The sequence below is a fragment of the Sphingobacteruim zhuxiongii genome, assembly GCF_009557615.1.
GTDB lineage: Bacteria > Bacteroidota > Bacteroidia > Sphingobacteriales > Sphingobacteriaceae > Sphingobacterium > Sphingobacterium zhuxiongii.
Genome location: NZ_CP045652.1, coordinates 1,711,844 through 1,734,716 on the forward strand (window position 1 = coordinate 1,711,844; position 22,873 = coordinate 1,734,716).

Annotated in this window: 14 protein-coding genes; 12 read left to right on the forward strand and 2 right to left on the reverse strand. The window is 39.3% G+C overall.

The window, feature by feature from the left end; all coding sequences use genetic code 11:
- Positions 1–799: 799 nt before the first annotated feature.
- From GFH32_RS07440 to GFH32_RS07480, 9 genes are all read left to right on the forward strand, one after another.
- Positions 800–3,817 (forward strand): SusC/RagA family TonB-linked outer membrane protein, encoded by a 3,018-nt coding sequence (locus GFH32_RS07440; protein WP_160366824.1) that lies wholly within the window; start codon positions 800–802, stop codon positions 3,815–3,817.
- 33 nt (positions 3,818–3,850) lie between these two features.
- Positions 3,851–5,569 (forward strand): RagB/SusD family nutrient uptake outer membrane protein, encoded by a 1,719-nt coding sequence (locus tag GFH32_RS07445; protein ID WP_153510747.1) that lies wholly within the window; start codon positions 3,851–3,853, stop codon positions 5,567–5,569.
- A gap of 132 nt (positions 5,570–5,701) precedes the next feature.
- Positions 5,702–6,532, forward strand: a complete 831-nt coding sequence (locus tag GFH32_RS07450; RefSeq protein ID WP_153510748.1) for a ThuA domain-containing protein — start codon at positions 5,702–5,704, stop codon at positions 6,530–6,532.
- Positions 6,533–6,651: 119 nt separating this feature from the next.
- Positions 6,652–7,983 carry a neutral/alkaline non-lysosomal ceramidase N-terminal domain-containing protein gene (locus GFH32_RS07455; protein WP_228384252.1) on the forward strand — a complete coding sequence of 444 codons (1,332 nt, stop codon included), beginning with the start codon at positions 6,652–6,654 and terminating at the stop codon, positions 7,981–7,983.
- 64 nt (positions 7,984–8,047) lie between these two features.
- The gene (locus tag GFH32_RS07460) at positions 8,048–9,409 is read left to right on the forward strand and encodes a neutral/alkaline non-lysosomal ceramidase N-terminal domain-containing protein (RefSeq protein WP_153510752.1); all 1,362 of its coding nucleotides are present in this window, start codon (positions 8,048–8,050) and stop codon (positions 9,407–9,409) included.
- A 47-nt stretch (positions 9,410–9,456) separates the two neighbouring features.
- A complete protein-coding gene (locus GFH32_RS07465; protein ID WP_202111213.1) occupies positions 9,457–11,604 on the forward strand; it encodes a PVC-type heme-binding CxxCH protein in 2,148 nt (715 codons plus the stop codon).
- A 6-nt stretch (positions 11,605–11,610) separates the two neighbouring features.
- Positions 11,611–11,979 (forward strand): high-potential iron-sulfur protein, encoded by a 369-nt coding sequence (locus GFH32_RS07470; protein WP_153510754.1) that lies wholly within the window; start codon positions 11,611–11,613, stop codon positions 11,977–11,979.
- 336 nt (positions 11,980–12,315) lie between these two features.
- Entirely contained in the window at positions 12,316–13,758 is a 1,443-nt protein-coding gene (locus GFH32_RS07475; protein WP_153510756.1) for a TlpA family protein disulfide reductase, read from the forward strand.
- Between the two features lie 447 nt (positions 13,759–14,205).
- Positions 14,206–16,737, forward strand: a complete 2,532-nt coding sequence (locus tag GFH32_RS07480; RefSeq protein ID WP_153510758.1) for a tetratricopeptide repeat protein — start codon at positions 14,206–14,208, stop codon at positions 16,735–16,737.
- A gap of 158 nt (positions 16,738–16,895) precedes the next feature.
- On the opposite strand, the gene GFH32_RS07485 is transcribed toward GFH32_RS07480, so the two are convergent.
- Positions 16,896–18,620 carry an FISUMP domain-containing protein gene (locus GFH32_RS07485; RefSeq protein ID WP_153510760.1) on the reverse strand — a complete coding sequence of 575 codons (1,725 nt, stop codon included), beginning with the start codon at positions 18,618–18,620 and terminating at the stop codon, positions 16,896–16,898.
- 106 nt (positions 18,621–18,726) lie between these two features.
- Positions 18,727–18,864 (reverse strand): hypothetical protein, encoded by a 138-nt coding sequence (locus tag GFH32_RS07490; RefSeq protein ID WP_153510762.1) that lies wholly within the window; start codon positions 18,862–18,864, stop codon positions 18,727–18,729.
- A 1,198-nt stretch (positions 18,865–20,062) separates the two neighbouring features.
- Between GFH32_RS07490 and GFH32_RS07495 the strand changes: the two genes are divergently transcribed.
- From GFH32_RS07495 to GFH32_RS07505, 3 genes are read left to right on the forward strand one after another with little or no spacing between them, the layout of a single operon-like run.
- On the forward strand, positions 20,063–21,889 hold the full coding sequence (locus GFH32_RS07495) for a hypothetical protein (protein WP_153510764.1): 1,827 nt from the start codon (positions 20,063–20,065) through the stop codon (positions 21,887–21,889).
- A gap of 2 nt (positions 21,890–21,891) precedes the next feature.
- Entirely contained in the window at positions 21,892–22,371 is a 480-nt protein-coding gene (locus GFH32_RS07500; RefSeq protein WP_153510767.1) for a hypothetical protein, read from the forward strand.
- Positions 22,372–22,378: 7 nt separating this feature from the next.
- Entirely contained in the window at positions 22,379–22,873 is a 495-nt protein-coding gene (locus GFH32_RS07505) for a hypothetical protein (RefSeq protein WP_153510769.1), read from the forward strand.

Consider the following 22,873-nt stretch of genomic DNA (forward strand, 5'->3'; position numbering starts at 1 on the left):
CTATTAAAAGAGCGAAGCTTTGTTACATAATTCGCTCATTTTTTATAAACAGACTTCAATGCTCCAACTTATTTATTGAATTCATGCATTTTATTCCTCCATTATTTCACTGTGACATAATTGTGACAATTTTATAAAACGTTAGTTTTCAATAACAGAATTATAAATCTTATACTTGTTGTAACCTTTGCCTTCTAATATCGGGTACGTGAACGATAATGGTATAAACTAAATTATGATGATGAAGATTGCAAGTAGTGTGAATACGAATTGCTGTCTTCAAATTTACCAAATTACTCCCGTAGAACGTTCAGGAAATTAATTTTTGCAGTTCTGAAAAAGCAGTTCGTATGGAATCATCCTGTACTAGTACGTGTTATTCCTTTTAGAAAATGAAGATCAGCATATACTGATACTTAGCTTATTCAAATGCCTGCAGTGAATATTATAGTGGAATTAATTTCAATGATATAACGCATTTAAGATATAGTTTATAGTTCAATTCGAGATGTCGACAAGTACGACTACTATCAGCAGGAGGAAGAGTCATTCTCCTTGTTTTGACAACGCTATTCTACTAAAAAATGCAAGCGTGTATTGACGCTATATTATTGAAAGCAAGAGGTCCCTAGTTTTTGTCCTAGAAGTGATGCTTCTAATAGTTTGCCCCTAGGAACCTTTTTAGATTAAAGATTGAAGTACCATATGTGTGTCGGAGAATAGTGTCGGTTTTAACAGCATGAATTCTATTACTATTAACTCATATCATTATACAATCACCTAAATGAATAATCTAAATATGATGAAAAAATCACAACTATTTCTATTAACCATCTGGTTTTTAGTGATGTCCATGCAGCTCTATGGACAAGAAGCACGAAAATACGAGGGTGTTATTCTCAACGCGGATACTAGGAGTCCGCTAGCCGGGGTTTCCGTAAAAGTGAAGAATGCTGCGGTTCAATCAGACGAACAAGGGAAATTCACCATCCAGGGAAATCAAGGAGAAAGCTTAACGGCAAGTTTGTTAGGCTATGAGAGTGTGAGCATTAATTTGGCTAGTACCCTTTCGCTTCAAATTGAAATGCGTGAGGTTTCCTCTGATTTGGAAGGTGTTGTTGTTATTGGTTATGGAACGGCAAAGAAATCTGATTTAACAGGTTCGGTGGTTCGGATAAACATGGCCGACAAGGCTTTGCAGGCAAACACAAACTTGCTTCAGTCGCTAATTGGTGCAACTTCTGGGGTGAACTTAGAATCTAGAGGTGGCGCAAGCAGCGAGCCTTCCTTATCGATTAGGGGACAGACTTCACTCTCAGCTTCAGATAGACCACTTATTGTACTTGATGGTGTTATCTATAATGGTAGCATCAACAATATCAATATGAATGATGTGGAGTCCGTAGATATTTTGAAGGATGCAAGTGCCGCTGCCGTATATGGATCGCGTGCAGCGAATGGGGTAATGTTGATTACAACAAAAAAAGGAAAGACAGAAAAGCCTGTTATCTCTTTTAACACCTATGCTGGAGTTCAGGATATGACGAATAATCCAATGCGTGTAATGGACGGCGATGAGTTTGCTGTTCGTTTGGTGGATTGGGATTGGCAAAGTAAAGTATATAACTGGTATAAAACAAAGCCTACAGACGCTTCGACACGCCCTGTAAGACCTGATGTAACGGATAGAAATGTGGTTGCTAATTATCTGAGAACGCTAGAAGAAAAGGAAAACTACTTAGCAGGAAAGTCTATTGACTGGGTTGATGAGGTTTTGCAAACAGCACCAATGCAGTATTATAACTTGAGTTTGCAAGGTAAGTCGGATATGACCAACTATTATCTTTCTGGATCTTATTCCGATGTAGAAGGCGTTCAGCTAAATGATCGAATGAAACGGATTACAATGCACAGTAATATCGAATCTAGAGTGAATGAGTGGTTGAAGATTAACTTAAATACATCGTTTAGTAATATTGATAACTCGGGGATACCTGCAAGTTTAGCGACGGCAAGAAAAGCCAGTCCCTTAGTAAACAATCATATCGGACAAGATGATTATGATATCTATCTGGGAGGAGAACTATTCCAACCCTATCCTTTGATTGGTCTATACGTCGATAATTCTGACGTTAGTAAAGAATTCTTTGGTGTTGGTGGATTACGTATAGATGCACCTTGGGTAAAAGGATTAGCTTATGACTTTAATTATTCTTATGTCTATTCAAGTCGCAATAACAACACCTTTTATTCCAGTAAAACACCTGAAGGGGTGAGTAATCGCGGTGCCGCTGTGAAATCACCATCGGAAGGGAAAGATTGGGCAATCAATAATATTTTAAGCTATAGCAATACATTTGGTAAGCATCAAATCAACTCAACCTTATTGCTTAGTACGGAAGGTCGGACAGGTAATGGATCGACTTTGAATGCTTCTGGATTCAACAATGAAATCTTGGGCTACAATAATATGGGATTGGGTGAAGTGGCAACAGTGGGTTCCAGTGCCTATAAGGAAAACAGTATATCCTATATGGCGAGAGCCAATTATAGTTTTATGTCCCGATATCTATTTACAGCGACAATTCGTAGGGATGGTTTTTCCGGCTTCGGAGAGACTAATAAATGGGCTAACTTCCCTTCTGCTTCTGTTGCTTGGGTACTTTCTGAAGAGCCATTCTTTAAGCCTGAGGATGTATACCTAAAGATTAGAACATCTTATGGTAAGAATGGAAATCAAGGTATCGGCCGCTATTCTAGTCAGTCTAGAATGGGAACTAGGGACTATGTTTATGGACAAAATACTGCTATTGGTATTTACCCAAGTACCTTAGGTAATATTGAATTAGGCTGGGAAACGACTTCTTCAATCAATGCCGGTATCGATTTCGGTTTTCTGAAAAATAGAATTACAGGAGCATTGGATCTATATTCCTCGAAAACTTCCGACATTTTAGTCAGACGGAAATTGCCTCGTATGGCTGGTTATGCTGATATCTGGACTAATATAGGAGCAACAAGTAATAAAGGTATCGAGCTAGATATCAAATCGCTAAATCTAACAGGAGCTTTTCGTTGGGAGACTAGTCTAACATTCGCATTGAATAGAGATAAATTGACGCGTCTTTATGGAGATGGAAATGATAGCGATATAGGTAACTCATGGTTTGTTGGAAAGTCGTTAGGTGCTATTTACGACTACGAAATGGCAGGTGGCGTCTGGACGGAAGACGAGTTCTTTCGTGGGGAAGTATTGGAAGGCTGGTATCCTGGTCAATTCAAATACGTAGATCAAGGTACAAAAGACAATGTAATCGATCCGACAAACGACAGGACGGTAATTGGCTATACATCGCCTAGCTACCGCTTTAGTATCAATAACACATTTTCTTATAAGAACTTTAGCCTATCGGTTTTCATAAATTCGATTCAAGGTGGAAGTAATCGCTACATGGCAAACAATGTGGAAAATGCCAACCCGCTTTATTACTTCCCAGATAGACATAACAATTCAGCTGTTAACCCATATTGGAGCCCCTTAGCACCAACAACGAATACCACAGGTATCTATAATGTGCCGTTGCGACAAAGTGGAATCTACCAAAGCAGAAGCTTCGTCCGCATCCAAGATATCTCACTAGGTTATAGTTTCAAAAATGAATTGTTAAAGAAGCTCAATATGCAGAATGCGCAGATTTATGTTTCCAGCAAGAATCCATATGTATGGACTAAATGGCAAGGATGGGATCCAGAGAGTGGTGCAAGTGACATTCCTGTTATGCGGAACGTAGTCGTGGGTTTAAATGTTTCTTTTTAGCAAGTTGATTTACATATTGAAAATTTATCTGATATGAATACGATTAAAAAAATAATAAGCAAGATACTGTTTATAGGGTTGTCATTCTTTTTTCTACTTTTTCTCTCTTGTGATAAAAGTCTATTGGATGAGAAACCGTTAGATTTCCTATCGCCAGATAACGCCTATCTGACGGAAGCTGGAGCACTACAAGGGGTTACCGCAATTCACGATCGAGTACGGTCTGCCTATTACTCTTTTGGAGAGTTTGGTGTGATGAACTGGGCGACAGTAGGTTCAGACTTAGGCTATAATGGTGAAACACCTGCTGCCGGGGGATTATATTTAAATTCCTACGACGACATGACGCCTATCTGGAGAAATGTTGTTGACACTTGGAACGTAGGCTTTGAAGTGATACAATGGGCGAATGTATTGATCGATAAAGTTGGTCAAGCTGATCCCGCTGACTTTGTACAAGGTGAAAAGGGCAAGAATGTATACATCGCGGAAGCACGTTTTTTTAGAGCTTTCATGTACAGAAATTTAGCGTCCACTTATGGCGATATCCCTGTTCTAACGGAGCCTATTCGTACGGCGAAGGCAGATTTTGTGCGAGATCCAATTAAAAAAGTTTATGAACAAATGGTGGAAGACTTCAAGTTTGCTTCAGAAAATCTACCTAAACCGAGAGAAGAAGCTGCACCTGGAAGAATTACGCAAGGTCCAGCACTTCACTTTTTAGCAGAAACTTACCTTGAACTTAAAGAGCCACAGAAAGCTATTGAAGCTTCCAGCAAAGCGATTAATGATTTTGGATATAATCTAATGACCAGACGTTTTGGTGGTCGCCTAGGAAAAGATGTATTTGGTTCTGGAGATCCTTATTTCGACTTATTTGGATATGGAAATCATAACCTTCCTGAGAACACCGAATCCATGTGGATAATACAGGTTGAGCCGTTTATTAAAGGTGGTGGCCAGATTGCGAGTGCTTATATCTTTGGTCCGCGTTATTTCGATATTGGATTGACGCCAGATGGAAAGAAAGCTATTCGAGGTGAGTTCTACAATGGAGCCTACACGGGCTACACAGATACCTTGGGCAGGCCTACTGCAAATGCAAGAGGAACGAATTTAGTGTATTACTATTTGTGGAAAGACAATTGGAACAATGACACTAGGAATGCGGAGCATAACTTAAAGAGAAATTTCTATTATGATAATCCGGAATCTGCATACCATAAGAAGAAGATAGATTTCAGTCTTTATAATCCAGCGAGAACAGATCCGAGAGCAGATACGCTGAAGATTTTATTCCCGATTCATACGAAGTTTACTGACCCTCTAAACTATTTCCTTCAACCGAATCGTTCAGGCGGTGGTATTACCCATAAGGACTGGTATGCTTTACGTTTTGCAGAGACCTTATTATTAAGAGCCGAGGCTTATTTGGCAACAGGACAAAAGGCACTCGCTGCCGCCGATGTCAACAAGGTACGTCAGCGATCTAATGCGAAACCCGTAACGGCAGATAAAGTGGATATTGATTATATCCTTGATGAACGCGCAAGAGAACTATATGGTGAAGAATGGAGACTTATAACATTGAGAAGAACAGGAAAATTAATTGAACGTGTCTTAAAATACAATGATAATCCACTTTGTCCTGGCGCATTTATCAAACCACATAACTTCCGTTGGCCAATCCCATTAGCAGATATTGATTTGAACATCGATGCAGAATTCCCTCAAAACCCAGGCTACGAATAGGTAGAGCTAGCTTCCTTTCTGGCATGCGGTTATTTTGCTAGAAAGGAAGTATTTATTTAGAAAGCGACGAGTTCATTAGGTTGTCCTCAACAGGAGGCTGATCAATATTTGATGATTATAATAGCATAGAAAATGGATAACAGCATATCTACACAAGGGTATCTTAGCAAGCTAAGTAGATCCATAGCATTTTTACTTTTGGTCGTTCTGATCGGTATAGGAAACACTGATGTAGCAATTGCGCAGGGCAAAACAAAGGCCCCGCTGCACATTGTGTTTTTAATTAGTGAAGATCCAGATAACTATGCGGCACATTTGACTATTCCTGAATTCGCTGATTACTTGGCAAAGTCAAAAAAGTATAAGACCACTGTGTTAAAAGGGGAATCAAACCGAACCTCTTATCGCTTTCCGAATTTTGAAATCCTAAAAGAGGCTGATCTAGTTGTTGTGTTTGCACGTCGATTAGCATTAGCTTCGAATCAGATAGCCGAATTGAAAAGCTATCTAAAGCGCGGTGCCGGACTTGTTGGAATCAGGACAGCAAATCATGCTTTCAAATTAATGAAGGGCGAGAAAGTGGCTGATGGCCATGAGGAATGGCCTGAATTTGTATCCGATGTCTTGGGATGTGAAAATAGAGGATACGCTTTAGCGACTTCAAATACGGAAGTTCAAATGAATATTAAAGAATCAAAAAGCAGCTTATTGAAAGGGATAGAGTCAAGTCGATGGATCAGTGACGGAAATCTTTATTTGGTTGATCCGCTGTTGGCAAACGATGCGCAAGTCTTGCTTTATGGAAAGGGTGATCAAAAAACAGAGCCGATTGCCTGGACGCGACATTACGGTCAAAGTCGTATCTTCTATACATCCCTAGGCTATCCGACTGATTTTAAAAATAAAAAGTTCATTATGCTCTTAGAGCATGCAATTGCATGGGCGATTAATAAAAATACATAGCCCCGTCAGACTTATTGTCTAAAAAGAGAATATCTCATTATAACTTATAACCTATGGTTTTCAAAAGAATAAGCATTTATCCAACTTTCCTAAGCAGTCTATTTTGTCTTTATATTTTGATGGTAATACCAGCTAGTTTGTTTGGTAATTCGAATTCTGCGAGTCTTCAGGTGGGGATTGGCAAGAGAAATATTACGCCAAATGCAAATGTGAAAAACTGGGTGACCGGCAAACCTTACCTAAAGATTAAAGATTCGCTATATGTAAGATCACTTGTCATCAAAGATAGCCTTAACAATACCTCAGTTATTATTTCTTGGGATCTTGTAGACGCTAATGAGTCTGCTACTGAGGAAGTCCGCAAGAAGATTACCGAAGCATTGGGCATTCCGATGAAGAATATCTTGGTGAATGCAAGTCATAATCACTCTGCACCTTGGTCGCCAATTTATAATCGCGGTTTTCGAGGATCTGAAAATGAGACATGGTGGACTACACGATATATCTTGAATATAAACGAAGATCCACACTATATTAAATGGAAGCAACAGTTGATCAATGAAACGCTAGCGGCAACCAAAGCGGCTCTTAAATCAATGCAAGCAGCGACCATTTGGATTGGAAGGATCGATGCTTCCGAATACATGAATAATAGGAGACCACGTACACCTAAATGGGGCGTAGAAGATCCAAATACGCCAAAAGGTTATAACTACAAGCATGAGGAATGGAACCCAAAAGTATTGATGGGCGGAGCAACGTTTGGGCCAATGGATAGAGCAATGTCACTTGTTTCTTTTCGTGATCACAAAGGGAAAAACATTGCAAGTATCTTCCATCTAGCCGTGCATGCGGTAGCCATTTACCCTTATTCCGATGATATTTCGGGCGACTGGCCGAGTGCTGCTGCCAAGAAATTGAAAGGAAAAATTGACGGTGAATCTATCTTTTTGCAAGGCGCTGCCGGCGATATCAATCCTTGGCGACGAGGACCGGACGCCGTGGAGGAAATGGCAACTGGTCTTGCGGATCTAGCAGCGACTGCCTATAAATATAGTGCTAAGATATCCATGTCGCCCTTGCAAACTTTCCAACGCAAAACAAGCCTGCCTACCTCAGAGCGGGGGAAGAGTCGGACGGGTTTATCGATGCTAGAAGCGGAAGTACAAGTCATCACGTTTGGGCCATTAGCAATTGTAGGCTTACCGGGCGAACCGCTGACTTCCTTAGCGGATGAATTAAGAAAGAAATCACCTTTCCCGCAAACTTTGGTTCTTGGTTACTCGAATGGCAATGGCGTTCACTATGTCTGTATGCCAGATGAGAAACCACATGGAGGATATGAAGTAGAGGAGGGGACTTCGGGATCCGAAGTTGCTGGTTTGGAACTTGTCGATGTAGCAAACAAGATGCTACAAGAGGCTCGTGCGAATATGCAACAGGTAAAATAAGCAGCCGTTACGAATGAAACAGCATTTCATGAAATGCGAGCACATGTCAAAAAGAATAATAATTATGAAAACTACAATAATCGTATCCTTGATGGTTCTAAGCGCTTTTTTATCACAAGCAAATACACGAAAGTCTATCAGCGAAGGGTGGAAAGTCGGCGTCGCAAAAGCCGATATTACACCTAAAAATCCGATGTGGTTGGCAGGGTACGCGAGTCGAACCAAAGTATCCGAAGGCGCTATGCATCCTTTGTGGGCCAAGTGTCTCTTCTTTCAAGACGCTAAAGGAAATTCTTCAGCCTTGTTAACGCTCGATGTTGTCGGTATTAGTAGCGAATTTGGTATTGATGTTCGAACGGAAATTAGTAGAAAGACATCGATTCCACTTTCAAATATCTTGATCAATTGCTCGCATACACATTCGGGGCCAGTCTTGGATCAAGTACTAACTAGTATATACCCGTTAAAGGAGTCCGATAAGAAGGAAATCGTTAAATACAGCAAATGGCTAAAAGAAACATTAATTGAATTGAGCCTACGCGCGCACAAGGATCTAGAGCCTGTAAACCTTTATGCCAAAAATGGTGTTTCGAGAATCCAAGTAAACCGACGCACAAATCAGGAGAAAGATATTGACGTATTGAAAGAACTCAACGGGCCAAATGATTTCGCTGTCCCAACGATTAAAGTTGAAACCAATAAAGGGAATCTGAAGGCAGTTGTTTTCGGATATGCCTGCCATCCTACCGTTTTATCTGGATACCAATGGTCGGGCGATTATGCTGGATTTGCACAGCTAGAATTGGAGAAATTATATCCAGGAACAGCTGCACTTTTCTTTCAAGGTGCCGGAGGCGATCAAAACCCATTACCGCGAAGGACGATCCCTTTAGCCAAGCAATATGGTAAATCTTTAGCGGCCGCAGTTGAACGTGTCCTGAATGAAGAAATGACACCTTTAGCTGGTTCTTTTAAATCGTCCGCTGCAACTATCGAACTGGGGTTAAGCGCAGCACCTTCGTTATCGGAGCTCAAGCAAATCCAAAAAGAAGCCGGACAAGGTTACATTTATGAATGGAGTTCGAATTTGATTGGACAGTATGAAGCCGGTAAGCCTTTACTCCGTAATTATCCGAATTATCCGATACAAGTCTGGGACTTCGGAGGACAAAAGATCATTAGTCTAGGTGGTGAAATAACCATCGGCTACGCTGTTAAACTAAAGGAAAAGTATGGCGATCAAATTTTTGTTATGGGGTATACGAACGATGTGATGGGCTATATACCGACCGAATTGATATTAGAAGAAGGCGGTTATGAAGGGGATACTTCGCAAAGAGCCTATGGTCTGCCGAGTAAATGGGCAGCGGGAATAGAAAGTCAAATTCTATCAAAGATTAATGATTTGATGGACGCTATAAATTAATCATACACAAGCTATTAACAATACTAAATCTAAATTTTTGCAATACGATGAAGAGAATCACTATTAACTATCGCGGACTTGGCTGTCGTGCCTTTATGTTGACGTCCATGGTCGTCGGATTTTGGGCATGTAAACAGCCTAAATATCCTGGCCCGTTAACTGCGCAGGAGTCAATTGAAGCAATGAAAGTACATCCTGATTTTGAGGTTCAAATTTTTGCTACCGAGCCTCTTGTAAAAGATCCGGTAGCCATGACCTTCGATGAAAAGGGGAACGCTTATGTTGTAGAGATGGCTGATTATCCTTTTTCAGATATGGAGCCCAACCCGCCAGGCAAAGGTAATGGACGAATTGTCTATCTAAAGGACAATGATAAAGATGGTGTGGCAGATGAGTCCATCGTATTTATCGAAGGGATATCGGAAATGACAAGCGTGATGCCTTGGAAGAATGGCTTATTAGTGACCGCTGCGCCAGATATCTTTTATCTAGAAGATACGGATGGTGATGGAAAATCAGATCATAAAGAAGTGCTTTACACGGGCTTTTTTACCAATAACTCAGAGGCACAGATTACCAACCTGACCTTTGCAATAGATAATTGGATTTATGCTTCGAACCACGGTCAAGCTGGTGAAGTTACATCGACTCGTCAACCGGATGCTCCGGCATTATCGGTGGGTGGTGCGGACTTTCGTTTTAGATTGGATCGGGAATTGTTCGAGACTGAGACCTCGCCAGCTCAATTTGGTCAAACGCTGAATGATTGGGGGCATAGGTTTATGACTCAAAATACACTACACATTCAACAAGCTGTGATGCCGGGAAGATATATGCGAAGACATGCTTTTTTACCTTCGCTAAAAGGGGTTGAGAATATATCTGATCATGAGTTACGTATGTACCAAGAGACGCCTGCACCGTATTGGCGTGCTGAGCGTAGCCGAAGAAGGCAAGAACAATATGATGCACAGGGAAAAGGGCAGGTAGAGCATGCTGAAGGACATTTCACAGGAGCATCCGGTGGAACCGTTTATGGGGGCGATGCTTTTCCTGAGGGATTCTATGGAAACGTTTTTACTGGTGAAGTAGCCGGAAATCTGGTTCATCAAGATGTGTTAACATCGCATAAAACGAGTCCAAAGTATATTGCTTCGCGCGCTGCTGAAGAAAAAGAGTCGGAATTTATTTCTTCGACTGACTCCTGGTTCCGACCGACTAGTTTTGCTGTAGGACCAGACGGTAATCTCTATATGGTCGATATGTACCGCCAGCACATTGAAACCCCGATGTCTATTCCTGAGGATTTAGCTGCTGAAATGGATTATAAGCAGGGGATGGATATGGGAAGAATCTATAGAATTGTGCCCAAAAAGAAAAAGAGCCTGGATACTTCGATCAGCTCGAAAGCACAAAAAACGAATGCTGATTACGTAAAGCTGCTATCACACGAAAGTCAATGGTGGCGCCTGCAAGCACAACGTAAGCTGGTTGAAAGTCAGGACAAAAGTGTTATTCCGAGTCTGATAGATTTATTTAATCAAAGTTCTGATGCGCGTTTTAGATTGCATGCACTTTATACCTTGGATGGTCTTGGTGCCTTAAACAATGAACTGGTGAAAAAGGCAGTCGTTGATCCGCATGCGGGTGTAAGAGAACACGCTGCGATACTTTCTGAGCGCTTTCCTGAAAACAAGCAGCTATTAGTCCAGTTGATTGACGATCAGTCGCCAAGAGTTGCTTTTCAAGCGACTTTAAGTTTAGGACAGTTTAATGATGCTATGGTTACGGATCAACTTGCGAAAGTGGCAGAGCGGAATGTGAGTGACCCTTGGTTTAGAATGGCAGTTTTAAGTGCAAATAACGGTGCTAGTGCTGATTTGCTTGACGCGTTGCGGAAGAAAAACACCTTCTTTGCAACATTTAGTGATGATAAGGGTGCCTTCATAAAAGACTTCGCATTCGCGATAACGCGTAAGGATCAGGGAGCGGATAAATTAATAAAAGATCTAGATGCCATCGCCAAAGAAAAAGGTGAGCAGAAATGGGTGATGAGTGCCATTGAAGGTGTTTCGAAAGCGAGTGGCGACAAAGGCGTGAAAAACCAAAACTTTAAGGCAGCGTTGAAATCGGTCATGGAGTCATCTGCTGACGATAGTGTAAAAACAAAGATATCGCAACTACTTAAAATATAATCTGCAATGGACAATAAGAAGATCGAACGAAGAGAATTTATTAAAGGCACTGTTACTTCTTCATTAGCGTTTCTAATGGGTAGCGCTTATGTTCTTACTGGATGCTCCAATACTGGAAAGCAGGCCGCTGGAAATCAGGATGCTGAAGCGGCAGTTAGTTCCTGCGACGACTATTCGAATGTAGATGAAGTAAATTTGAGAAAAAGGGAACAGCTAGGTTATGTAAAGCAAACGGTAAATCCGGAGAATAAATGTAGTAACTGTAAGCTGTGGATTGCTCCCAAAGAAGGGCAGTCATGTGGCGGATGTTTATTGTTTAAAGGCCCGGTTTACGATGAAGGGTACTGTACCTATTGGGCGCCTCAGGATCAATAGTAAAACATAAAAACCCTGCAAAAAAAGAGTTCAGATGGATGACATCTGAACTCTTTTTTTATATTCCATCTCTTACAAATTCGAAAGAATATGAAGTGAAAAAATTGGAGAAGAGGAATTTGTTTATAGAGTTACGCTTGTAAACGAAATGTCTCTGTGGCGCTTGCTGTTCTTCGTGGTTTTTCCAATTTAATTGGTTATCAATCGAACTATTCTATTAATTTTTAACAGACGGAATAATTGTTAGATTAATTGAAGATATCCATATAGTGCCTGAGTCGGCAGGTATGAATATTATTTTATATCTTACGGTAACTAATTTGCCAACTATAGATCATGATGAGAGCCTTTCTTTTACTGTTCATTTTGAATTTCCATTTGTTTACTTTTCAAGTTGCCCTTGCGCAAAATCATCAGGATATTGGCTTAAGCACAATTGTCGTTGAATTGCGTGGAAATTATCCGAAGGACTTTAGCATTGCGCAGTTTGGGAAAAGTGATGGTCTTCAAGGTCAAGGTATATTAAATTTAAAGAAAGTAAATGATTCAACCTATTACAGTTCATTTGACAATCCAGCTTCATCTCAATATTATCTGATTCTAAACAACAAGTATTTTACCTCCAATATTGCCCCCAATAGAAATGATACCTTGTTGTTCAATTATAAGACAAACGACGATTTCCAAGTAGACTATTTGGGAGATGCTAAAGACATCTTTTTGCATTCTGACCAATATGCTACATTGATGAGGAACTTTTTTTTCATCAATAATGACGTGGATACCTGGACGAAGAAAGATATTGTCATCAAAAATATCGAGGATTTAATGGCGTATGTAAAGGAGCGAACAGAGAAAAAGACGATTCTTTTAGAATCGATTACAGATAATCCGTCTATACGCTCGCTTGGTATGGAAATAATTGACGTTACGGAAATGACTTACGCGATGGGGATGCATAAAAAATTGCTGGAAGGGGCGTCGCTCCAGGAGCGATTTGCTTTTTACCGCAGGATTTTCAAAGATAAAGCGGGTTTATTTACGATGAAGCGCCCCTTGTCAGAGATAGTTTTTAAAGAATTACAAAGGGACACGCTTTTGAAACTACCTGATATTTCGGCGGTAGGACCCTATGTGTATGAAAGCTACTTGAAGTCTATATTTGGAGATAGCTTAGGCGCGGATGAAGCTGAGTTTTTTGAACGCCTAATAGCAATAGCTTATCTCGAAAAGATCTATGCTAATCTTACTTTCAATGAGACCGAGAAGTTCAATATCTTAACCTACTTTCGTAGTAACGTGTATAAGTCTAATTTGATTCGGCTTTCCGATATCAACGCGAAGCAAGCCAATTCGTTGAATGTACATTATCTGCCCTTTGATGCTAAAAACTTGGATGTCTTTGATAGTATCATTTCAAAGTATAAGGGACAAGTGGTTTTGATAGATTATTGGGCGACTTGGTGCGGACCCTGCATCGCTTCATTTGAAGAGATCAAACCTCTCAAAGAAAAGTATAAAGATAACAAGGATGTCGTTTTTCTATATCTGACAGACGAAAGCTCAAACTATAATCTATGGAAAGGTTTTCTCGATAAATTATCAGGTGAGCACTACTATATTACGAAAGCACAGCTTAATGTAATCTTTGAAAAAAATAAGTTTAATGCTATTCCGCATTATATGTTGATTGACCGTACGGGGACGATAAAGCATTCTGAAACCTATCCTAAAGAAATTGCGAAAACTTTAACGGAGTGGATTGATAATTCGCTGTAGGCACTGGGAGTGAAGAGGGGGGGATCTTTCTAATGGATAACAAAAGCTCATAATTTATCAAAAAGTAAAATTTCGAAAAAATGGTAGAAATCCATCTTTTAATCGAAAGTTAGCTTTTTATATCAACACAGCCCATCTTAATTGTAATGTAATAAGAGCACGTTAATATTGTTCTGTTCCTTATATCTCTAATTAGGCAGTGTTTTTGATGTACTTTTCTTAACAAGTCAAATTAGCTCGGAAGATTCGATACTTAGCTATCGACTGAATGATTATTAATTTTCGACGCTATAAGAAATTAGATTGACGCTGCTTTACGCTGAGGATTTCTCTAATTTTGCTCGGAATTTTATAGTTTTGAATTTCGCTTGATTGGAGAGTAAATAATATCATAAAGATACAGTCAGTGAAGGGAATTTTGGTTAAGAAAAGAAATACCTACGAACGATGATACGGAAACAAATGATGGGCGAGAACTGCCTAAAATATATTCTTACAGGTGCCTTTTCCGCGATTTTACTTACAGGATTTGCGCAGGAAGAAGAGAAGCAAAAAGACCTAAAGCAACAAACTAATGAACAAGTTGGCGTAGGGCAGCCTCGTGTTATGGATTCCATTGAAGTCGTACGAGATTATCGTCCAATGTTAGCTGACGCAGTAAAGATTCGTCGAAGTCCCGACATGAAGATTAATCGGGTTGCTTTAGAAGATGAGTTGCGTGAAATTGCTGCAGGAATGTATTGTACAAGGAATCCTTACAAAGAACCCTATCATAGTCCATTGCCTGAAAGGTATCCGAACGCATCACGAGATAATATTGATAATAACCGGATTGGTATTTTAGCGTATCGTGCAGGTGAGTTCGAACGAGCAACTAGTATACTGAAGAAAGTGAAACCAAATGATGCTTTCTATCAGAGTTCAATTATCGCTTTTGGTTATATGGCGATGAAAGGCGGGGATAAACTATCTGCGCGGAATGCTTTTTACGATGCTTCAAGGATGAATTATGATCAAGATCTAAAGGCGGACGCGTTGTATAATTACGCAAAATCCTTATTGGACTTGGACTCCGTTCAAAATGCCGTTAAGCCTCTCAAAGAATATTTCGCAATAAAATATGCAGGCGTTGATCTAGAGTCTAAAAAAGCAGAAAGTACGGAAGATCGTATGGTTCAAGTCTTAACGGGAAGTAGCAATTTTCAAGCAGGCGTATATTTACTGGAGTCGTTCAACAATAGGAGTGAAAAAGAAAATGTTATCTATCAAAAGATAACTTATTACCGGGGAATGGAGTTCTATAATGAACGTGCCTTCGAAAACAGTATTTCTATGTTTATGCGATCCGAAAAATTTCCTTTTGATCAAGAAATGGCAGCATTAGCGATTTACTGGAAAGCGGAAGCCATGTATGAGGTACGTAAGTATAGAGAGGCGGTTGATAACTTTTCTAAGTTCTTAAGTCTACCTGTTGCCCGAAATACAAATTTATATAATTACGCAAACTATGCGCTAGCTTATGCTGCATTCCGTATCGACAGATATAGCGTAGCGGCTGACTATTTCGAACGTTTTCTAGCTTCTAAAGACGGAAGTATGGATGATAAGATTCGTTATGATGTTATGGCGCGTTTAGGTGATTCTTATCTATCAATGCGCAATTATGGACGTGCGAATGAGTATTATGATCAGTTGATTGCTAGTAAAGCACCAAATCAGGATTATGCCTTATTTCAACACGGAATTATACAAGGATTGCGAGGTGATAATGATGCTAAGCTCAATACGTTAAAAGCGGTAGTTGAGCGCTTTCCTGGATCTAACTATGCCGATGATGTGGCATTTGAGATTCCATACATCGCTTTTGTCAAAGGTGATTACGATACCGCAATTAAGGGATTGCAGAAGATGATTGAAAAATATCCGCGAAGTAGTTATGTGCCTAGAGCCTTGATGACTATAGGGCTTGTTCAATATAATTCAGACGATAACGAAGCAGCGATGGCAACCTTTCAGAAAGTCGTTAATGAATACTCAAAAACGAGTGAGGCTGCGCAGGCGATGCTATCTATCGAAAATATCTACTTAGATCAAGGGGATGCAACTGGATATATTCAATATGCGGTTGGAAATAACATTACTGAACTTAGTGTTTCTGAGCAGGATAACTTAGCCTTTCAAGCAGGGCGTACATTGTTCTCTCGCGGTCAATATGGTCCAGCTGTAGAAGCTGTTAATGCCTATTTTGATAAATTTCCAAAGCCTAGACAAGAGAAACATGCACGTTATATACGAGGTGTCAGTTTATACCATACAGGTCATCCCGATGAAGCCCTACACGATCTAAACATTATTCTAAACGATTGGACTAGCCCTTATACTGAAAACACCTTGTTGACGGTAGCAGCACTATACTTAAAGCTGAAAGAATATAATGAAGCTATTGTTCATCTTAAGAAGCTAGAGATCAATGCGGACTATAAAAAGAACTACGGCTTTGCTATTAAGAATCTGATGATTTGCTATTTTGAAATCGGTGATTACGCGCAGGTGGCGAAATATGCAGCTTTAATTAAGAGCTATGATCAAGCAACGGAAGAAGAAATTGCCACTGCCCATCTATACAGTGCTAAGGCGCTTCAAAAGGAAGGAAAAACAGAATCGGCAACAAAAGAACTAAACTTAGCAGCATTAAAAAGTAAATCTGCTGCGAGCGCTGAGGCGAGGTACCGCGTGGCTCAATTACAATATGACAGCAAGCAGTATGACAAAGCACAGAAGTCGGCCTTCGATGTAATCGAGAACATGGACGCACAGGATTACTGGGTCGCTAAAAGTTTTATCCTGGTCGCTGATACCTATGCGCGCAAAGGTGATACGCTGCAAGCAAAAAGCACACTGAAGAGTGTAATCGAGAATTATGAAGGTGACGATGATATTATTCCAACCGCAAAAGCGAGATTGCAGAAATTGAAATAGAATTAGAGAATTCTATCCCGGAAGCCATCACGGTTTCATTTATACTTCTAAACTTATTCTAAAAACAGAGCTCCCCAACTTTCATATGAAAGTTGGGGAGTTTTATTATTGAACTGCGATAGCAATTCGTTGAATTTGAAACGAAATCAACTTTTGGTTTAATATTTAACACATCTAATATTCATAGAAAACGGTTTTGTGGAATTCGTAGGTTGTACGTAATTGATAAACGCAGGGGAGCCAGCGACGAATCTTAAGTAGTTAATCCCATCAACACCTGAAGTATTTAATATTGTTGATGTCCAATATACGCCGACAACGCCTCTTTCGTCGAGGGGTAGTGAGATATAATTACTTGTTCCTACCTCGACTGAAGTTCCGAAAAAACCTTGCGCCGGGAACGTCAATTTAATACTCTTGTTCCTTTTGCTGGTTAATACTTTTGCAGCGGAATAGTTTGTATTGCTTTTTGTCCATGTACCTACATCTGTATGAACGGTAGCATCAATCAAACGTTGAAATTCTGTTCTCGTTGGCACTCGGTATCCGACTGGACAAGGGTCGTTGCTCGTCTTTACAGGTGCCAGTTCAGTGCCTAAATTCCAAGAATTATTTGGCTGTGAAGCTGGCTTCCAATTGGTATTAGTCACCGTAGCAGTGGGTGCAGCCACAACTAGCGAACTCCCAAATTGATAATAATTTCCAAAGATTTGAGAGGTTCCAGGGGCTTGGTCAGGAGTGACCGTATTTGCAACACTAAGGTTTCTTCGTGACCAAGTGACGCCATTGATTCGCACGTCATCGCCCACGTAACCATCTGTTGGAGTAATACTTAAAGTAAGATTATACTTAACACCCGGTTTAATCACTAAGCCGCTTAAAGCTGCTGCAGTCGATGTCTTGTTTAGAGGACCAATAGTGATGGACGATAATGTGAGTGTACCCGAAGTTGTTTCACTGTTTATTAGGATTGGAGCAGACGTTAAAATTGACGTGTTCAATCCGGAGAAAGAAAGTGTTGCATTTCCTGCAGTCCCTGTTCGGGTTAATGATCCATCAGCAAGTTTAAGGTTACTTGCAGTGTATTGTGGTGATAGATTTGCGTTGATTGCTGATATAGTATAACCAGTAACAGAAGCGTCGATAATAGTGGTTATCTGACTAAAACGATGTTTGAAAACTATGCTTAAATAGTTGGAGTTATTTCCGCTAACCGTTAGCTCTGTACTAAAATACATCAAATCATTACTAGATGTTACCCCATTAACAGAAGAGTTGTCTAGGGTCTTGTTACTAGCGTCGGCGAAGGTAACTGCAGGAAGGATTGATGTGCTATTCACACTATATGCAATAAAAGTATATTTTTTATCTCCATCTAGTTTAAGTGCAGCTGTGCTTGCCTCACTTCCATATGCATAATCTCTTTCTGTGACATATTTACGATCAGGACCGAATACCACGACTTTATATCGTGTTCCGGGAATTAATTGGTTGCGCTCAATCGTCGATGCCGCCTTTTCCGCGTTACCGCTTGTAGTCATTTGAGAACTCGATAGATTCGTCGAATTTTTTACTTCTTTTAATTCTGCAACAAGGATTAGGTCATCGCCCAATTGTGTTTCAGAAATGTTCGCCGTGTTGTGGACGCTTGTCTTGTTTGATCTGTCAACACTTGCCTTCGCTGAAGGCTCTAGTTTCTCGTCGCCATTAAAGACAGCGTCCTTAAGAGATACCGTAACGACTGCTTGGTCTCCACGACTTATTTCGTCGGTTTCTTTTCTTTGGCAGGATGTTCCCATTAGTACCACTAACATGATAGAAGCAATTTTTATCAAGTTTGAAGTGGATATTTTAATTTCTGAATAAAGCAAAAGGCTTTTCATGATAGCATGTGTGATTTTTTGGTCTGAAAATTAATAGTTTTTAAAATCTTGGATCGTAAAAAAAAGGAATCCATTAACAGCAGGGGAATCATAGGAGAAACTAGGTCTACCAATCGTAGTTCCCACTTACATCAGTCTCTTTCTCCCACTCATGATAGACTTCCTGAGAGTTGTTTGTAGGTGTGACTATGGCTGATCCAGCGGCTATTGATCCTTCTAGTTGAAGAAAATCCTCATGAATCATAGGGGGGGAATATCTCTTTTTTTTAAGAATAGTGTGAGTTGTGTTTTTCATTTTGAAATAGTTGGTTTCTTAAGGGTTAACATACGGATTGCTAGTCTCATAAAGACTTAACAAAGTTGCGAATTGACAAGAATATTTTTCGTTCTATAGTTGGTTTTTGTAGCGGGTTTGCTACATTGTATTTAATATTGGGTTAAGCAAATGATTGTGTAAATTAAAGTGTGTGTGCTTTTTGGAAATATACTTACTGAAATTCGCTTCTTTGTTAAGTTTGTTTGAAGGTGTACTATGTATCCTGCTTGAATATTTCGTTTAGATATATGTTCATTTGAAGTGCAACAGTATTGAAGGATTACGAAAATTTAAACCTAAATGCAGCATTCTTATTCCAATTTGCACCCTACATCATCAGAAAAGTTTCGTTATCTAATGAATCATATTAAATCAAAAAAGCCAGCTTTTCCTAAAGAAGTTGGCTTTTTAATGTATTTACTCCATCTGGAGAATGTTCTTCTTGTAATGCTGAGTTCACTTCAGATATCTTTTATAGAACTGGTCTTGCAAAGAACAATTCAGAGCGAAAGGTTTTAAACCTTCTATTTGCTGTTGGACTATTCTTTTGGATCGATTGAATACAAGCGGCTATTGGACCTTGGAGTGAATACTTAACGAATTAATAAGAGACTTCGATTGATTAAAACCTAAGGGCAGTTAGCGCAATGATATCCTTTTTTTATTTCTATTTCTTGAGGAAGTCCTAGAATCACCTATTAAAACTTTTTGCAGAACCAATTTACTAGTCTGATTTAGATTTTGAGATTAAAAAATACCCTCTATAGGGTATTTTATTGTGACTATACATGCTGTAAGTTTACAACGTAAATCGCAAATCTATTGAGCGGTAATTAAAAGTTCAATTTTGAGAATCATTTATGCCAAACTAATTAATTCTTTATGAAGCACAAAAGGTAGATTCTTTACGCGTATTTACGCTTTTAATCAGATCATAATCTTGTCTACAATTACAGCAAACCAAATTATCATAGTGTATGAGATTAAAGCAGGTTTTGAATGACTAAGGGTAGACTTGCAGAGTTCAAATAGTAAAAAAAACCAACCAATTTGAGGACTAATCACGATCCTCATAAAAATTAAAGGATTATTAAAAACAGTAATTAATTCATTAAACTAACCGAAGATGACTACTAATTTATCTATTAGGAAATTACTAATATTTCTTGTTGGACTATTATTCCTAATCAATCCAATTAAGGCGCAAGAATACACTCGAAAAAGCTTAAGTATTATGATGCTTCACTATGCAGATAGTAAGCCTTTTACGTCTGATTATTATGATAGATTGTATGTGCCAAAGCGTTTTGACCATAACTACATTGGTATAAATGCATTAGATATTAACAGCTATTTTTCGAATGCTGAATCAGTTACCGAAACTGATATTCGGAATATTATTTCCTCCCAACAAATTCCTAATAAGATATTGAGAAGCATTCTCGTTGATGAAACCAAAGGTTATATGACGACTCAGGTTATTGAGGACAGGGGCTTGTATAATGCCTCCGATGCTGATTATGCTACCGCACAAAGCTCCGCACGGGGGTTAAGTGTTCTGAAAGATGTAGGGGTTAAGTTGATGCAAAACATCTATTTTTTGGTGATCGTGCCTAAGGAAGTGAGTTCCATTTATATCGATCAAACTCAATCGAATGAATATACATTTAGCGGAACAGGCTATCTATTTCAACTTGATTTAAATGAAGCATATCTAGCGAATCAATTTTGGCAGGATTTCTATTTTGATAAACCTAATTCCGCGATGATGAACAAGTTGATGAGCTATGATTTTCCTTTGAAGAGTACGCCTAATTACTTTGGTGTGAAAGTTAGCGATGTCAATGTTGCTGATAAAGTGGGTTCGGGATTGATCAGTACGTTGAATACGTTATCTGGAAATAACAACAACTCAAATAACTATACAGTAACACGTAAATCTATTGACGAAATTAGAAGAGAAGCCATTGATAAGATCATTGAAGATTGTCTATACAGCATAACATCTGCCGAAGATTTCAATGTCAAAAGTTCTATATTTTCTACCAATCCTGTACGCGCTAAACTTGGAACAAAGGAAAGTTTGAAACCCAACGATCTATTTAGGGTTGTGGAACGTCGCGTAAACGAGAAGACCCAAGAAATTGAGCTTAAAAAGAGAGGATATGTACGAACTCAATGGGTTGCTTATAATGAAGGAACCGGTGCTGGACGTAGTGCTGCATCTTCTTTCTATAGAATAGCTACTCCTAAACTCGACAAAGGGATGTTACTAGAAGAAGCTAAGGATTCCGATCATAAGTGGACCATGGGATTTAGCTATAATCATGACTCTACATCTATTATGGGAGGCTATTACATGAATTTTGAAAAACTAACCAGCTCGCTTCCAGGATTTAGTTACACGATTGATGCAGGTGTAAATCCAAGCCTATACTCAAAAACAGTGGAATTGGATGGTACGGTAGTTCCCGGATATTTCAAAGGCTGGGCATTCAATACAGGATTGTCTTTACGTCAAAGCTTTACTTACAATTGGGTGGGATTAACCCCTGTTGCAGGAACATATCTGTCGTTCGTTGGACTTAATGATGGTACTGTAGTTAACTCCGAAGGGACTTTGTTAAACTCTAGCGAGATGTCGAGTTTATATGGTGCTAATTTAGGAATAACCTTAGGCCTGCTCGGAGGGGCGGATTTGACAATCAATTTAAACCATTACATCCAATTGAGAGCAGGTATTCGATATAATGCCGATTTCTCACCTCTATTTTTCGATTTAAATAGTTTGGGCTCAAGTGGAACAGATACCTCTGGGTCAGTTTGGAATGAAACCACGGGGACCTATGAGTCAACCGGTTCAAGTGGTGCAAGTAGTTCCAAAACTTTTGAATATACACCGAAATTTGGAAACAGATATTACACCGTGGGCATTCGTTTATTTAATCTATAGCCATGAAAAGGATTTCTATTTTATATAGTATTGTCATTTCTATCGCGCTAATTTCCAGTTGCATTAATCCTAAAAGTATCGTTAGACCAGCAGGGAGTGCTGAGAAACTAGAGGTACGGAAAACACATGAAGGTAGCGACGGGTTTGTCTATTTCGTCGCATTCGGGAAAGGCGCTAATAAGAAAGAATGCTTGTCCAATGCGAAGTATCTTTTGTTAAAAGAGGTCATTTATAAAGGAATTGACCAAGGGACAACTATGCGTCCTTTGGTGACTTCAGGAGAGTTCGCAAATGAATTTAGAGAGAACGAAAACCGCTATTTATCTAGGCTATTGGAAGATGAAACCCTGTTGAAACACGATAATACAGTGCTAGAGAAAATTGCTACAAATGAAGAGAAGAGAAAGTCCTTATATCAAATGTCATTTCAAATAGGGATATCGCCGTCTCAATTAAAAGAAAGCCTACAACGACTTAAATAATAAAAAAATGAATTTTAAATACTTCCTTGCGCTGATTGGCTTATGCATCAGTACGTTGGCAATAGGCCAGAAAAAAGATAAAAATGATCTCTTGGAAGATCAGTATGAGGTACAATTTGTCAGAACAGGGGTGGAGGGCACCACCTTATTTAAAGTGTTCTCTTATGGGAAAAATGAAAAACAATGCCTAGAAAATGCAAAAAGAAATGCAATTAAAGCCGTTATTTTCAATGGTATTCCAGGTTCTGATCTTCAAAAGCCACTAGCTTCAGATCCCAACGCTTCGGAAGTACATAAAGATTATTTTCAATCATTTTTTCAAGAAAATGGAAAATATCAACAATATGTAAGTCTTTCGACAGATGGTTCTATTAATGCGAATGATCGATTGCGCGTGGGGAAGCTTTTGAAAATTGGCTTTATTGTATCTGTTCAAAAGGCTTCACTACGGAGGGAACTTGAACAAGCAGGAGTGGTTAAATCATTAAGTCACGGATTTTAA